Raw genomic sequence first — 14,420 nt, 5'->3', positions numbered from 1 at the left:
AGGACAGACATTAGCGGTTTGCCGGAAATGTCCTATTTTTTACGAAAGGGCATTTCTGGCACATTTTATATACCTTCAACCAAAATTCACAATCATGGTACGCGTACTTCTTCTTTCGTTGTTTTTGCTTGCCGGCGCACCCACCAGCATATATGATTTCAAAGTGACCGGCCTCGATGGCAAACCGCTCGATATCGCCAAATATAAAGGCAAGAAGATCCTGATCGTCAACACCGCCAGCAAATGCGGTTTTACTCCACAATACGCCGACCTGGAGAAATTGTATGAGCAATACAAGGATAAACTTGTAGTGATCGGTTTTCCCGCCAACAATTTTGGTCAGCAGGAGCCCGGTACTGCAGCGGAGATCACAGAATTCTGTACCAAGAACTATGGTGTTACCTTCCCTATGGCGGAAAAAGGAGATGTCATCGGGGATAATATCCAGCCGTTGTTCAAGTATCTGACGGATGAAGCGCACAAATTAGGGGTTGCCGACCCGGTAGTCAAGTGGAATTTTACCAAATTCCTCATCGATGAGAATGGGAAGCTGGTTGCGGTGTTTCCCAGTAAGGTGAAGCCGATGGATGCCGAGATTACAAAGTATTTGAATTAAGCCTCCGATACACGATACATAGGCCGGTGCGAATTTAGATTGTCGCGCCGGCCTATTTTTTTATTTTTGTCAAATGTTTAAAGATGTTATCGGGCAGACGCCGGTGAAGCAGCATCTGGTGGAACTGGTCCACAGCAACCGCCTGAGTCATGCCCTGCTTTTTCTTGGGCCGGAAGGGAGCGGCGCTTTACCGATGGCGCTTGCATTTTCGCAGTATGTTGTTTGTGAAAACCGCAGGGAGGCGGATGCCTGCGGGGTCTGCCCATCTTGTGTCAAGGCGCAGCAATTGATGCATCCGGATATCCATTATTCGTACCCGGTGATACCCAAAAAAGCCGGAGATAAACCCGTGAGTACGGATTATGGCGCTGAATGGCGGGAATTTATCGGGCAATATCCTTATGGAAATGCTTATGACTGGCTGCAATTCATCGGAGCGGAGAATAAGCAGGGGAATATCACGGCCCAGGAGTGTAACGATATTATCCGGAAGTTGAATCTGAAGAGTTTTGAGAGCGGCTATAAGATCCTGGTCATGTGGATGCCGGAATACCTGGGAAACGAGGGCAACAAGCTTTTAAAATTGATCGAGGAGCCGCCGGCGGACACACTTTTCCTTTTGGTTGCCGAGAACGAGTCCCTCATCCTTCCCACCATTCTTTCCCGGACGCAGCTGGTGAAGATACCGCTGCCGGAGACTGTGGATATCGAACGGGCTTTGGCGGAAAGGGCCGGTCTGGGGGCAGAACAGGCCCGCCAGATAGCCGTGCTCTGCGAGGGCAATTATCATGAAGCGCTGCAGCTTATCCGGCATGCAGAGGATGACTGGCAGGGGGTGTTGCGGGAATGGTTGAACGCCATCCTGAAGAACGGGCCTATTGCCCAGGTGAAATGGATCGAGGAGATCAGCAAGTCGGGACGGGAGCGGCAGAAGCAGTTTCTGCGCTATTTCAATCATTTGCTTGAACAGGCTATCCGGCTGCGGTATATCGATGGCGGGGGTTTGCCTATCCCCGAGGGAGAGCGGGATATTGCTTTGAGACTGAATAAGATAGCCGATATAGGCCAGCAGCGCGCCATTATCGAAGAGCTGGACAACGCGGCCTATTACATTGAAAGAAACGCGCATGCGAAGATGCTTTTTCATGCTTTGACGATAAAAGTGTACCATATCCTGGCGGACAGGAAAATTGCTGTAATCAGTTAGCGATTGCGAGGGTGCGGTGGTAAGCCAGGGGTGAATTAGGCGGAATGCTTGTTTCGGTGTATATTTGGCCATGGCCCTTGTAGGCCAGGTGAAAGAAGGGTAATCCGGGGATGGTCCGGCCGTGAGGAGTGAATATGTGACGAGTGCCGGGATCATTGGAAAACTGTTATTTTGTATTCAGCATATTCTCTCTAGTGTACGTCTACAAGTAGCGTGTTCCTGCCTGTACGGGTTCTCCTTTCTCGTCACATATATTTATTTTTTTACTTCTTAATTCATTTTAAGATATGGGATGTAGTAATTGCGGGACATCCAAAGGCGGCAAGCCTGCGGGATGCAAGAGCAATGGAGGGTGTAGTACGGGCGGATGCAACCGGTTGAATGTACATGATTGGCTTGTCAATATTCCCTTTAGCGACCCTGATAGTGATTGCCGGATCATCGAAGTGAGTTTTAACCGGGGAAGCCGGAAAGAGTTTTACCGCAATGCCACCACACACCTTTTTGAAAAGGGGGATTGTGTCAGCGTCGAAGGGGTCAGCGGGTTTGATGTGGGAGAAGTGACGATGACGGGTGAGTTGGTTCGTTTGCAATTGAAAAAGAAAGGTGTAGAAGAAAAGAACCCGGATCTTAAAAAAGTCTTGCGGCGGGCCAGTGAGCGCGATCTGGAGATGATGCAGCAAAACAAGGCCAGGGAAAGGGAAGCATTGATAAAGAGCAGGGCGATCGCCAGGAAGCTCAAGCTGGAGATGAAGATGAGTGAAGTAGAGATCCAGGCTGATGGAAGAAAGGCTACGTTCTTTTATATTGCTGACGACCGGGTAGATTTCCGTGAGCTCATCAAGCTTTATGCCGGAGAGTTTCGCCTGAAGGTGGAAATGCGCCAGATCGGCGCCCGCCAGGAAGCGGCAAAAGTTGGAGGTATCGGCAGTTGTGGCAGGGAATTATGCTGTAGCACGTGGCTCAGCGATTTCAAATCCGTCAATACGACGGCGGCCCGGTATCAGAATCTGTCTATTAATCAAAGTAAACTGAGCGGGCAGTGCGGCCGGCTTAAGTGCTGTCTTAACTACGAGTTGGATACCTATCTGGATGCCTTGCAAAATTTCCCGGACAATGCGGAGACCCTGCAGGTGGCGAAGGGAACAGCAAGTCTAATCAAGAAAGATATATTTAAAAACCTGATGTGGTATGTCCTGCCGGACAGCAACAAGCAATATCCGCTGACGATCGAGCGGGTTCGGAAGATCCGGCAGATGAATCTTCAGAATAATATCCCCGAGGGCCTGGACCCCGTCGAAGTCAGTACAGGAAAGCCAAAAGAAGAGGTGGAAAGCGGCTTTGTCGACCTGGTCGGACAGATCAGCCTGAAGACCCTGGAAAAGGCGGACCGCAAGAAAAAACACGGCCATCACAAGCATCACTCCCAGCACGGTCGTGGCGGAAACGCAGACAATGCCGGTGGCGGCCGCGGCAAGGAAGGCCAGCCTGAGAATGCCGGTGGCAACCGGGGAGGCCGGGGAGCTAATCCGGGCAATGCGAACCCACCGCGGGAGCCAAAAAAGAGCGGCGCCCCGCCGAGCGCTCCACCGCCTGACAAGGGTAAAAGGCGTTAGTATTTCCCCTTAAAGTACGAGAATGAGCCAGCGGCTCCAGATATTGTTAAAGTTGTACTGCCAGTTTAGCAGACTGGGGGGTTGCTTGTTATTTTTGTATGCAATTTGTACATTGATTCTTACTTAAAACTCTAATACTATGGCACTTTTTGAATCCAGTAATCCGACCCTATCAGAAAAGATCTTTAGAAAATCGATAGATCAATCGTACGGTGGCGATGTAATGACCGTTCGTGGGTCGGTGCAGAAGTTTGGCTTTCTGATGTTGTTGGTACTGGCCGGAGCCGCCTATACCTGGAAGCTGTATTATTCCTTCAAGGTTCCGACGATGTTGGGCTTCTTGTTCTTTGGCCTCATTGGCGGTTTGGTTTGCGTGTTCGCCATCAGCTTTAAACCCAATTGGGCTAAATATCTTTCCCCGGTTTATGCCTTGCTTGAAGGTTTTGTGCTGGGCGGACTATCTGCCTTTATCAACGACCAGATGAAGGTGAAGTATCCGAACATCATCATAGAAGCCGTCGGGCTGACGTTCGGGGTTGCTTTTGCGGTGTTCCTCCTGTATAATGCAAGGATCATCCGGGCGACAGCGAAGTTCAGGGCCGTTATCCTTTCTTCCATGGTGGGTATCATGATCTTTTATGTCATTAATATGCTACTGGGGTTCTTTGGCGTGCATATCCCCTTCATGCAATGGGGTGATAACAGCCTGATCGGAATTGCTGTCAACCTGTTCGTCGTGGTGATAGCCGCATTGAGCCTGGTCTTGAATTTTGATCAGATTGAAACGGGCGAAAAAATGGGAGCTCCGAAATATATGGAATGGTATGGCGCTTTTGGGCTGCTGGTAACCATTGTATGGTTGTACCTCGAGATATTGAAGCTACTCAGCCGGTTCTCTAACAACAGAAGCTAATTCATTACCACTAAATAAAAAAAGGGGCCGTCACTAATGAATTGAGTGGGCCCCTTTTTTTATAGCTTAAAACCAGCTTCGTATCCAGGTTTCGCTGGCTCCACGCCGGCCTTGCAGTCTCCGCCGCCGCCCGGCGACTTCGATCGAATGCAGGAATATGGTGACAAACACCAGGAGCAGGAACAGGATGGTGAAGGGCGGTATCCCGAGGAAGGAGATCCATTTTCCACCAAAGTGGCGCCGCATGGGTCTTTTCAGTCTTTCCGCCAGGAGGTACATGCTCGGCACCATGAACAGGGTCATGAAGAAGGCGAAGGCGAGACCGAAGATGATGGTCCAGGAGAGCGGCTTCCAGAAGACCGCGTTGTCGCCGCCGAAGTAGATGTGCGGGTTCAGATCGGAGAACAGGGTCACGAAATTGATATTGAACCCGACGGCCAGCGGTATCAGCGCGAGGATGGCGGCCATGGCCGTGAGCAGTACCGGGATGATACGGGTCTTACCCGCCTGGATCACCGCTTCTCTTGTCTTCAGACCACGGGATCGCAGCTCGTCAGCAAATTCTATCACCAGGATACCGTTCTTGACGACAATTCCCGCGAGACCGACGATACCAAGACCGGTCATGATAACGGATACTTCCATTTTTGTGATGGCGAAGCCGAGGATTACCCCGATGACGCTGAAGAGGATCTCGTTGATGATGATCACCGACTTGCTGATGGAATTGAATTGCAGGACAAGGATGCCGATGATGGTGGCGAGGGCGATGACCAGGGCCTTGCCGAGGAAGGCGCCTGTTTCGGCCTGTTGCTGACCTTCACCGGTCTGCGTGATGGTGACACCATCGGGCTTCTTTTTGAAGTCGGCGATCTGCTTGCCTAGCGTCTGGTTGACGGCGGTGGGGGTAAAGCCGCTGAGAACATTGGATTTCAGCGTGATCACCCGCTTCTGGTTCTTGCGTTTGACACTTCCGAGGGTGCTGGTGTAATCAACATGGACGAGGGAGCTGATGGGTACGTTCTTGATGGCTCCGCCGCCTGCGATGTCGCGGAAAGTGACGTTCATGTTGAGCAGGTCGATGAGGTTCTTGCGCTGAACGGCCAGGTTACGGATCTGAATCTTATATTCTTCTTTTCCTTCTTTGATCTTCGATGATTCCAGTCCGAACAATGCCGTCCGTAACTGCTGGCCGATCTGCGCAGAACTTACGCCTTCGGTCATTGCCCGACGGCGGTCTACTGTTAAGGTGATCTCGGGGTTGGTAAGGTCAACGTCCATTTTCAACTCTTCCACACCGGGGGTCTGGAGGGAGTCGAGGTAGTTCTTGAGGTTTACAGCGCACTTAATGAGGTTGTCAAAGTCATCACTCGACACTTCGATATTGACCGGGGGATCGGTGGGCGGGCCGTTCTGTTCCTGGTCGACGGAGATCTCCGCGCCGGGGATGCCTTTGATCACGTGGCGGATAGAGTCGAGGTATGCCGAGGTGGACACGCCATTACGTTTGGCGAACTCCACGAAGGAGACCTGGATGCGGCCCAGTTCGGGGTGAGTGCTCTGGTCACCGCTGGTCGGGTCGTTGGCGCCGATGGCGACGTTGGCGATGACGCTTTCCACGACGGGGTTAGGTTTGCCATCCTCCATGCCCAATACTTTATACACCTTGGTTTCAAGCGTTCGGGTAACCGAGTCTGTATAATCCACTGCTGTTCCCACCGGCAGTTTCAGGTAGACATAGATCTGGTTGGGGTCGCCTTTCGGGAAGAATACGACTTGTACATTCCGGACGGCGAAGAGGATGAAAGAGAAGATGAGCAGCCCGAAGGTGCCGACGAGCAGCCAGACTGGCCGCCAGCCTTTCAGCGCCCAGCGGAGTGCGTTCTCATAATGGCCCATGATCCAGGGCAGGACCCTGTTCTGGAAACCATGGATGAGGCCATCGAACACGAATTTGTTGAGAATGGCGAGTATCACAAGTAAGAGCAGCAGGTTGCCGAGAAAGGTGATATGGAGCAGGTCGAACAGAATGCCGAAGGTGACGGCAATCCAAAAGCCCGGCTTCCTGAACATAGCGGATTTCGGCTGCGGCTCTTCGGCAGGATGGTTCATGAAGTCGACGGCGAACACCGGGTTCATGATAAACGCAACGACAAGGGATGATGCCAGGGTAAAGATGAGCATGGCGGGGAGATAGACCATGAATTTCCCGATGATGCCCGGCCAGAAAAGCAGCGGGAAGAAGGGCGCCAGGGTCGTCAGGGTACCCGCCAGGACGGGGATGAACACTTCACCCGCGGCCATCATCGCCGAGGTGGGTGCGGAGATGCGGCCTTTGCCCTGCGTGAAGATGCGGTGGGTGTTCTCGATGACCACGATGGCGTCGTCCACGATGATACCCAGGCCGAAGAGCAGGGCGAAGAGGACGATGAAGTTGAGGGTAACATCTGTCCCGATGATGAAATTCGCCGCCGGGAGGAAGACGAATGCCAGGAACATACTCAATGGGACGGAGAGGGCTACGAAGAAGGCATTGACCACGCCCATGAAGAACATGAGGATGATAAGCACCAGGATGAAGCCGATGATAATGGAGTTGACCAGGTCGTTGAAAGAGGTGCGGGTCTGGTTGCTCTGATCGCCGGTGACTACTACCTTCAGGTCTCTCGGCAGGTTGGTCTTCATATCTTCGACCGTCTGCTTTACGTCATCGGAGGTCTTGATAAGGTTTTCGCCGCTGCGTTTGATGATGTTGAGCGTTACGACATTCTTACCGCCGAGACGGGCATAGCTTTCACGGTCCTTTATTGTATCCTTTATCGTGGCAATGTCCTTCAGGTATACTGCCGTACCGTTGTCCGGGCTGCGGACGATGATCTGCTGGATATCCTCGGCAGTATGGAACTGTCCTTTCAGCTGCAGATTGCGTTTCATGTTGCCGACATCGAGCTGACCGCCGGAGATGTCGAGGTTCTCGCCCTTGACGGCATTGTTGATGTCGTCGAAGGTGAGGTTGTTGGCGCGCATCTTGTAGTTGTCGACATTGATCTGGAATTCGCGTTCGGGAGCGCCGACGATGTCTACGCGATTGAGCTCGGGAAGGTCTTCCAGTCTGTCCTTCATGTCGTCGGCGAATTTCTTCAACCGTTGCTGGTCGTAGTCGCCGCTGATGTTGACATACATGATGGGCTGGTCGGAGAAGCTTACTTCGAGGGCCGTGGGCTCCTGGGTGAGATCGGTTGGCAGATCTTGTTTGGACTTATCGATGGCATCCTTTACTTTTTGCAGGGCGACATCGGTCTGGACGTCGGTTTCGAATTCGACCACGATGGCGGAATAGTCCTGCTGGGAAGTGCTGGTGAACTTATTGATCTTTGCCCCGGTGATGGCCTTGATCTGCTTTTCGATGGGCCGGGTTACCAGGTTTTCCATGTCCTTCGGGGAAGTTCCGGTATAGATAGTGGATACGTAGATGGTGGGGATCACGATATCCGGGAACTGCTCCTTTGGCAAGGTCACGAATTGGAATATCCCCCAGCCGCTGACAATGAGCATGAACAGGTAGATGGAGGTCTTGTTCTTTATACTCCAGGTGGTGGGCTTGAATTGTTTGAACTTATCGGTAATATTTTCTAAGGCGCTCATAAGTAATTTTTCATGTGATGAAGAATCGGCTGCCGCCGGCTCCGGCCGTCACCGGGGCGTGCGGAAGGGTCGTGACTATTGGGTCGTGATCAGCTGACCTTCATAGAGGCCCTGGAAACCGTCGGTGATGAGCTGGTCGCCTGTCTCCAGGCCGCCGGTGACCTCTACCTTGTCGGCGTAGGTCTGGCCGATGGTGATCGATCTCTTATGTGCGACGCTCTTGCCGCCTTCGTTGGCCACGACCATTACGTATTTGCCTTTTTCATCCGTCTGAAGCGTGTTGATGGGGATGGTCAGGACATTTTTGGCCGTATAATCCTCGAGCTTGACGATGGCGACCTGGTTGGCGCGGATCTCGTTGCTGCCGGCGATGTGAATATCTACTTCAAAGGCACGGTTGCCGGTGTTGATCACCTTTCCGACGATGCGCACGGTGCCGATGATCTCCTTATTCCCCAATCCCGGGAAGGCTATCTTGACGGGAGTGCCTACGTGGATGCGTTCCTGGTAGATCTCGGGTACCTGTACGACCACTTTCAGGTTGTCGGTGCTGAGGATCTGAAGCTGGGTGGTTAACCCAGCGCCACCGAAGAATTCACCGACTTTGACGGTAAAGATGTTCAACGTACCCGGGATGTCGGCATACACATTTGTCCAATCCAATTGCTCCTGGTAGATCTTTACCTGGGTTTCGGCCTGGTCGACCTGGTTCTTGGCATTGATGAGGTCTACTTCGGCGCCGATCTTCTGGTCCCAGAGGTTCTTCCGACGGTTGTAGATATCTTTTGCATAGGCTAATTGTGTCTGGGCATTGGCTAGCTGCTGCTTTTGTACGGCGTCATCCAATTTGAGGAGCAACTGGCCTTTATTGACGTGATCGCCTTGTTTGACATATACTTCGCGGACTACACCGCCGTTGCCTTTGGGTGCGATGTTGGAATAACTTTCGGCCTCTACATCACCCTGCAGATCGATATAGTGGATGAAGGAGGTGGGGGTCATGGCTGTCAGCGCCACCAATTTGGCTTTTTGCTGGGTGGAGGAGTCAGACTTCCCAAGCTCGGCTTCGAGGTCGGCAATCTGTTTGGACAGTTTTTCCTGTTGTGCTTTCAACTCGGAAAGCTGGGCCTTTTTCCCTGCGAGGGAGTCGTCCTTCTTGATGGAGCTGCTGCCGCAGGCGGCCAGCAACAGGGAAGAGGCGAATACAACAGTCAGTGTCTTATGCATATCGATCGATTTAATTTTTGCTTACAAAAGGGGTTATAGTTTTCCAATGGCATTGAGATAATCTACCCGGGCCGCGATAGCGTTGTACAGGGCGTTGAAGTAATTGGCCTGCGCTGTTCTTTCGTCGGCAAAGGCCTGCGTTACTTCCAGGTTGGAGCCAAGCCCCTGTTCGTATTTCTTCCGGGTCTGGGCGTATACTTTTTCCGAGAGATCGAGATTCTTTTTCTGGAAATCGAGGGTAGCCAGTGCCGCGGAGAAGCGTAGCTGCGTTTCCTTCACGTCGTTGTCGATGCGGTTCTTCAGCGAGTCCATGTTGTTCTGCGTTTGTTCGAGCCGCAGCCTGGCCTGTTGAATATTCGCGGCTTTATAAAAACCATCGAAAATGGGCACCGAAATATTGAGTCCAAGGTAAGAGGAGGGGAACCAGCTATTTTTTTGCCCGATGTCGAATTTGTTAACATATTGGTTCTGCGAATAATTGCCTGTCAGCGACACCGTGGGAATATACATTTTTCTATATCGCTTGATATCAAATTCATTCAATTGCCGGTTGAGCTGCAGTAACTGGAAATCCCGGCGATCGCTATACTTGTAATTGTCTCCCAACGTAGCATCCCTGACCATCGCGTAAGTAAGCGTATCCGTCAATCTTAAAGAATCCCTGACAGGCATTCCCATCAAAACTTTTAAGCCGAGGTAGCCGTTGGCAATATTGTAATCCACCTGGACCCTTTCGGATTCGAGGTTAGTAAGTTGGACGGTGGCCTTGTCCACGTCCAGCTGTTCGGCAAAGCCATTCTTGAACATCTCCGTGGAATTATGCAACAGGGTCTGCTGGTTGGCGATGTTGGCGTCGATCTGATCGATCTGCCATTTGCCGATGAGCAGCTGGTAATAGATCTTATAGATATTGGCCCGGACCAATTGTTCGGTAACCTCCTGTTTCTTTCGATAGAAGTCGAGGGAGGTCTGGCGCGCCTGTAAGCCAACAAATACCTGCCCGTCGAACAATATCTGCTTTAATGTTATCCCCGCAGTGGAATTGTATTGGGTTCCAAACTTGACGGGAACCTCGCCCTGTTGGGGAGGGTTGCCAAAAGTACCCGGCACCAGGATGGTAGCGATCTGAAGATTATCGGTAATTCCCAGGCTGCCGGTTACCTGCGGCAGGGCCTGGGAGGTGGTGGCACGGTTGCTTTGCTCCTGGATCTGGTAGTCGAGGAGGGCGTTCTTTACCAACACGCTGTTCTTTGAGGCGTAGTCGATCGCCTGGGCAATGGAGAATTCGTGCACCATCGGGGACTGGCCTGCGGGTGAGGCTGTAGTCGCCGCGGGTTGCTGGGCACGGATGTTCGAAGCCAGCACGATCAGGATAAGTGATAAGAGACGGCTAAGCGTTTGATTCATGTGATAGTTTTTTGGTGCGTTCTTCGGTGTATAGTTCAATCAGCTTTCTTCCTTTTTCCGTGACGACGCTGTGCAGGTAGAGCATCGCCAGTTCGAAGTTTACTTCCGACATGCTATACCGGCTGTGCGGGAAGATGTGGGGATCGAATATCAGGAAACACGACTCGATACGGTTCTTCGCCACTATTTCCCGGTTGAGGTCACTTCGATAAATCCCGTTCTCGATGCCTTTCCGGAGATTTTCCAGGAAAGACTCATAGAGAAACTGGTATTTGTATTCCCTGATCTTCTGAAAGGCCCGCGGGTGATATTTTTCCAGGTCGTAGAGCATCATGGGGTTGGTATACCGGAGAATCTCTTCGAAATCCTCCACCGCCAGGAATATCTCATGCACGGCGTCCTTTGAAGTAGTCTGAAACTGGCGGCATTCGGCCTCATTCTTGTGCGTTTCCTGTTCTATTACTGCCGATACCAAATCATCCTTATCTGTAAAGAATTGATAAATAGTCTTTTTTGAAATACCCAGCTGCGCCGCGATCTCATCCATGGTTATGGAGCGGATGCCATAGCGCATAAAGAGCTCGGCGGCTTTTGCGAGTATTCGCTCTTTTACATCTGTCTTTACTTCCATTCCTGTAGGCTCCTGCTTTTGGCGCCAAAACTAGAGAAACTTTTATCGTAACCAAAGTTTCCATGGACGAATTGTGGATTTTATATCGGTGAATGGCTGATTTTGTCGGTGAACGGCGGGCCTGCCGTGCTGTCAGGGAAGGGGTTAGGGGAGAATAAGTATTTTTATGTCCTAAAACGCTGCACATGCATCCTCGCCAAATTCCCCGCAACCTATTCCGGCTCTTTCTGCAGGGACTTCTCATTCTGGCTCCCATTTCGATTACCATCTGGATCCTCGTCTCCGTCTTTCAATGGATCGATAGCATCCTCCCCAATCTTGTCCATACCTTTTTCCCCAAATTTGGGGTCGACGCCTCCGGTCAACCGAGGCAAATACCAGGTCTTGGCTTCATCGTCTTTATCGGGATTGCGCTTATCGTGGGTTATATCTCGCCTTCCTGGATCGTGAGCCGGGTGGTGGAATTTGCGGAGCGGGTTCTGGAGAAAACGCCGGGCATAAAATTCATTTATTCCACCGTAAAAGATTTCTTCGAAGCCTTTGCCGGCAACAAGCGGAAATTCACCAAAGCCGTACTGGTGAGTGTTGCGGCTCCCGATGTATGGCAGGTAGGATTTATTACCCAGGAAGATCTGCAACAGTTCGACCTACAGGAATACGTGGCTGTGTATCTGCCGCAGTCCTATGCATTTGCCGGACATTTGTACTTTGTCAAGCGTGACAGGGTGCGGGTGATAACGGATATCAGTTCGGCTGATGCGATGAAGTTTGCCATCTCGGGCGGGGTCGCCGAAGTTGACGAGCAATAGCTTATCTTTGCCGTTCTTAAACTATAGCATCGTGGTTCATAATTTCAATGCGGGTCCCAGTATTTTACCAAAAGAAGTATTTGAACAAGCCAGTCAGGCCATTTTAGATTATAATGGTACGGGACTGTCTATCCTGGAGATCGGCCACCGCACCCCTTTGTTCCAGGAAGTAGTAGACGAAGCGATTTCGACGACAAAAGAGCTGATGAAGCTGGACAGTGATCACGAAGTGCTTTTCCTGCACGGCGGCGCCTCCACTCAATTCTTCCAGATACCGATGAACCTGCTGAATGAGCAGGAGACGGCTGCCTATCTCGACGGTGGCGTCTGGGGTAAGAAGGCCATCAAGGAAGCCAAGCTGTATGGAAAGGTTGAGGTCGTCGCGAGCTCGAAAGACAAGAATTACACCTATATTCCAAAGGGATATGCCATCCCGGCAGACGCCGCTTATTTCCATTACACGACGAACAATACCATCGAAGGCACGCAGATGCATGCCATCCCCGAGACCAATGTTCCGCTGGTAGCCGATATGTCCAGTGACATCCTGAGCACGGTGATGGATTTCAACCGGTTTGGGCTTATCTATGCCGGGGCCCAGAAGAATATCGGCGCCGCGGGGGTGAATATGGTGGTTGTGCGGAAGGACATGTTAGGCCGAGTAACCCGGCCCTTGCCGACTATGATGGATTATAGGGAACACATTGCGGCAGGTTCGTTGCTCAATACGCCACCCGTGTTCGCCATATATGTCTGTATGCTCACCTTACGCTGGTTGAAACAGCTGGGTGGGGTTGCCGCTATCGAGGCGATCAACAACCGGAAAGCCGGGCTATTATATGATACTTTGGACAAGTTACCTATATTCCGACCCACAGTGGCAAAAGAAGATCGTAGTAAGATGAACGTGGTTTTTGTGATGGATGATGAGGCGCTCGAGAAGGAGTTCCTCGCGGAATGTAAGGCCAACGGAATGGTTGGTGTGAAAGGACATCGCAGTGTAGGCGGGTTCCGCATATCCCTGTACAATGCCCTGCCTTTGGAAAGCGTCCGGGTGCTGACGGAGCTGATGAACGAATTCGCATTAAAAAAAGCATAATCTCATTCAAACAGTATGTCTACGATCGCTCCGTTCCAGGCGCTACGGCCTGATCCGCAATTTGCCAGCCAGATAGCTTCGAAGCCTTACGATGTGCTCAACAGCCATGAGGCAAGGGAAGAGGCCGCAGATAATCCCTATTCTTTTCTTCATGTCACCAAGTCCGAGATCGATCTGCCGCCGAATATAGATATCCATTCCCAGGAAGTATATAATAAGGCGAAAGAGAACCTACAATCTTTTATAGAGAAGGGGCTGCTGCTCGAAGAGGACAACCCCTGTTATTATATTTACCGGCTGGTGATGAATGGGCGAAGCCAGACGGGCCTGGTCTGTTGCAGCAGCGTCGACGACTATGAGAAAGGGATCATCAAGAAGCATGAGCTGACGCGGCCCGACAAAGAAGCCGACCGGATCCATCACATGCAGACCATCCGCGCGCAGACGGGGAATGTCTTTCTTGCCTACAACAGCGTAGGCGCCATCGACGATGTTATCGAGGGCTGGAAACGGGATCATGCGCCCGTTTATGACTTCGTTGCCGGGGATGGCATAGGTCATACAGTCTGGGTCGTGGATGATAAAGGCACGATAGCCGCCATCACATCACTTTTCGCAACGGAAGTTCCGTTTACCTATATCGCCGACGGTCATCACCGGGCCGCATCTGCGGCCAAAGTGAGAAAGGCGCTAGGGAAGGAAGCCTCCGGCGCAGCGGATTATTTTCTGACGACGCTGTTTCCTTCGGATCAATTGCAGATAATGGATTACAACCGGCTTGTGCATGATCTCAACGGGTCGAGCGTGGAAGAGTTTACCGATCTGCTGCAAAAGGAATTCTTTGTCGGGAAGGTGGAAAAGGCCTTCCAGCCGCAACGGTTGCATGAATTCGGACTTTATGTCGATGGCGGCTGGTACAAACTGGTGGCAAAGGAAGGTACTTTCAGTACAGATCCCATAGGTATCCTGGACGTAACCATTCTACAAAAGAACATCCTCGACAAACTTTTAGCTATAAAAGACCCCCGGACGGACAAGCGTATCGACTTTGTCGGCGGCATCCGCGGGTTACAGGAGCTGGAGAGAAGGGTTGACAGTGGTGAAATGAAGGCCGCTTTTAGTCTTTATCCCGTAAGTATCCAGCAATTGTTCGACATTGCGGACAGCGGGGAGGTGATGCCGCCTAAGAGCACCTGGTTCGAGCCCAAGCTACGGGACGGGTTGCTGACGCATCTTATTTGAACCTACAA

At 51.5% G+C, this 14,420-nt stretch carries 11 protein-coding genes; 7 read left to right on the top strand and 4 right to left on the bottom strand.

What is annotated here, in order from left to right:
* Positions 1 to 94 precede the first annotated feature (94 nt).
* The 4 genes from IEY39_RS20895 (at position 95) to IEY39_RS20880 (ending at position 4,352) form a co-directional block, all read left to right on the top strand.
* Complete coding sequence (locus IEY39_RS20895; protein ID WP_188935250.1) at positions 95 to 616, top strand: glutathione peroxidase; 522 nt, start codon at positions 95 to 97, stop codon at positions 614 to 616.
* 73 nt (positions 617 to 689) lie between these two features.
* Positions 690 to 1,823: a DNA polymerase III subunit gene (locus IEY39_RS20890; RefSeq protein WP_188935248.1), complete on the top strand. Its 1,134-nt coding sequence runs from the start codon at positions 690 to 692 to the stop codon at positions 1,821 to 1,823.
* A 287-nt stretch (positions 1,824 to 2,110) separates the two neighbouring features.
* Positions 2,111 to 3,439, top strand: a complete 1,329-nt coding sequence (locus IEY39_RS20885) for a PSP1 domain-containing protein (protein ID WP_188935246.1) — start codon at positions 2,111 to 2,113, stop codon at positions 3,437 to 3,439.
* A gap of 139 nt (positions 3,440 to 3,578) precedes the next feature.
* Complete coding sequence (locus IEY39_RS20880; RefSeq protein WP_188935244.1) at positions 3,579 to 4,352, top strand: Bax inhibitor-1/YccA family protein; 774 nt, start codon at positions 3,579 to 3,581, stop codon at positions 4,350 to 4,352.
* A gap of 66 nt (positions 4,353 to 4,418) precedes the next feature.
* Here the strand turns inward: IEY39_RS20880 and IEY39_RS20875 are convergent, their stop codons facing one another.
* The 4 genes from IEY39_RS20875 to IEY39_RS20860 form a co-directional block, all read right to left on the bottom strand.
* On the bottom strand, positions 4,419 to 7,997 hold the full coding sequence (locus IEY39_RS20875; RefSeq protein WP_188935242.1) for an efflux RND transporter permease subunit: 3,579 nt from the start codon (positions 7,995 to 7,997) through the stop codon (positions 4,419 to 4,421).
* A 75-nt stretch (positions 7,998 to 8,072) separates the two neighbouring features.
* Entirely contained in the window at positions 8,073 to 9,224 is a 1,152-nt protein-coding gene (locus IEY39_RS20870) for an efflux RND transporter periplasmic adaptor subunit (RefSeq protein WP_188935240.1), read from the bottom strand.
* Between the two features lie 33 nt (positions 9,225 to 9,257).
* Entirely contained in the window at positions 9,258 to 10,631 is a 1,374-nt protein-coding gene (locus IEY39_RS20865; RefSeq protein ID WP_188935237.1) for a TolC family protein, read from the bottom strand.
* A complete protein-coding gene (locus tag IEY39_RS20860; RefSeq protein ID WP_188935235.1) occupies positions 10,615 to 11,262 on the bottom strand; it encodes a TetR/AcrR family transcriptional regulator in 648 nt (215 codons plus the stop codon). Before IEY39_RS20860 ends, IEY39_RS20865 begins: the two co-directional genes overlap by 17 nt.
* Before the next feature lie 185 nt (positions 11,263 to 11,447).
* Here IEY39_RS20860 and IEY39_RS20855 point away from each other — a divergent pair, with 185 nt between their 5' ends.
* Genes IEY39_RS20855 through IEY39_RS20845 form a run of 3 tightly spaced genes read left to right on the top strand, consistent with a single transcriptional unit; the run spans position 11,448 to position 14,412 of the window.
* The gene (locus IEY39_RS20855; protein ID WP_188935232.1) at positions 11,448 to 12,071 is read left to right on the top strand and encodes a DUF502 domain-containing protein; all 624 of its coding nucleotides are present in this window, start codon (positions 11,448 to 11,450) and stop codon (positions 12,069 to 12,071) included.
* 7 nt (positions 12,072 to 12,078) lie between these two features.
* On the top strand, positions 12,079 to 13,170 hold the full coding sequence (serC, locus tag IEY39_RS20850; protein WP_229689011.1) for a 3-phosphoserine/phosphohydroxythreonine transaminase: 1,092 nt from the start codon (positions 12,079 to 12,081) through the stop codon (positions 13,168 to 13,170).
* Positions 13,171 to 13,185: 15 nt separating this feature from the next.
* Entirely contained in the window at positions 13,186 to 14,412 is a 1,227-nt protein-coding gene (locus IEY39_RS20845) for a DUF1015 domain-containing protein (RefSeq protein WP_188935230.1), read from the top strand.
* Positions 14,413 to 14,420: the final 8 nt, after the last annotated feature.

The sequence above is a fragment of the Puia dinghuensis genome (assembly GCF_014642875.1).
GTDB lineage: Bacteria > Bacteroidota > Bacteroidia > Chitinophagales > Chitinophagaceae > Puia > Puia dinghuensis.
Note: the sequence above shows the minus strand (reverse complement) of the source record. Positions and strands in the feature narration are given on the sequence as shown.

What these genes read in the sequence shown, in the direction of transcription:
- IEY39_RS20895 (WP_188935250.1), top strand. Translation starts at nt 95, where the DNA reads ATGGTACGCGTACTTCTTCTTTCGTTGTTTTTGCTTGCCGGCGCACCC.
- IEY39_RS20890 (WP_188935248.1), top strand. Translation starts at nt 690, where the DNA reads ATGTTTAAAGATGTTATCGGGCAGACGCCGGTGAAGCAGCATCTGGTG.
- IEY39_RS20885 (WP_188935246.1), top strand. Translation starts at nt 2,111, where the DNA reads ATGGGATGTAGTAATTGCGGGACATCCAAAGGCGGCAAGCCTGCGGGA.
- IEY39_RS20880 (WP_188935244.1), top strand. Translation starts at nt 3,579, where the DNA reads ATGGCACTTTTTGAATCCAGTAATCCGACCCTATCAGAAAAGATCTTT.
- IEY39_RS20875 (WP_188935242.1), bottom strand. Translation starts at nt 7,997, where the DNA reads ATGAGCGCCTTAGAAAATATTACCGATAAGTTCAAACAATTCAAGCCC.
- IEY39_RS20870 (WP_188935240.1), bottom strand. Translation starts at nt 9,224, where the DNA reads ATGCATAAGACACTGACTGTTGTATTCGCCTCTTCCCTGTTGCTGGCC.
- IEY39_RS20865 (WP_188935237.1), bottom strand. Translation starts at nt 10,631, where the DNA reads ATGAATCAAACGCTTAGCCGTCTCTTATCACTTATCCTGATCGTGCTG.
- IEY39_RS20860 (WP_188935235.1), bottom strand. Translation starts at nt 11,262, where the DNA reads ATGGAAGTAAAGACAGATGTAAAAGAGCGAATACTCGCAAAAGCCGCC.
- IEY39_RS20855 (WP_188935232.1), top strand. Translation starts at nt 11,448, where the DNA reads ATGCATCCTCGCCAAATTCCCCGCAACCTATTCCGGCTCTTTCTGCAG.
- IEY39_RS20845 (WP_188935230.1), top strand. Translation starts at nt 13,186, where the DNA reads ATGTCTACGATCGCTCCGTTCCAGGCGCTACGGCCTGATCCGCAATTT.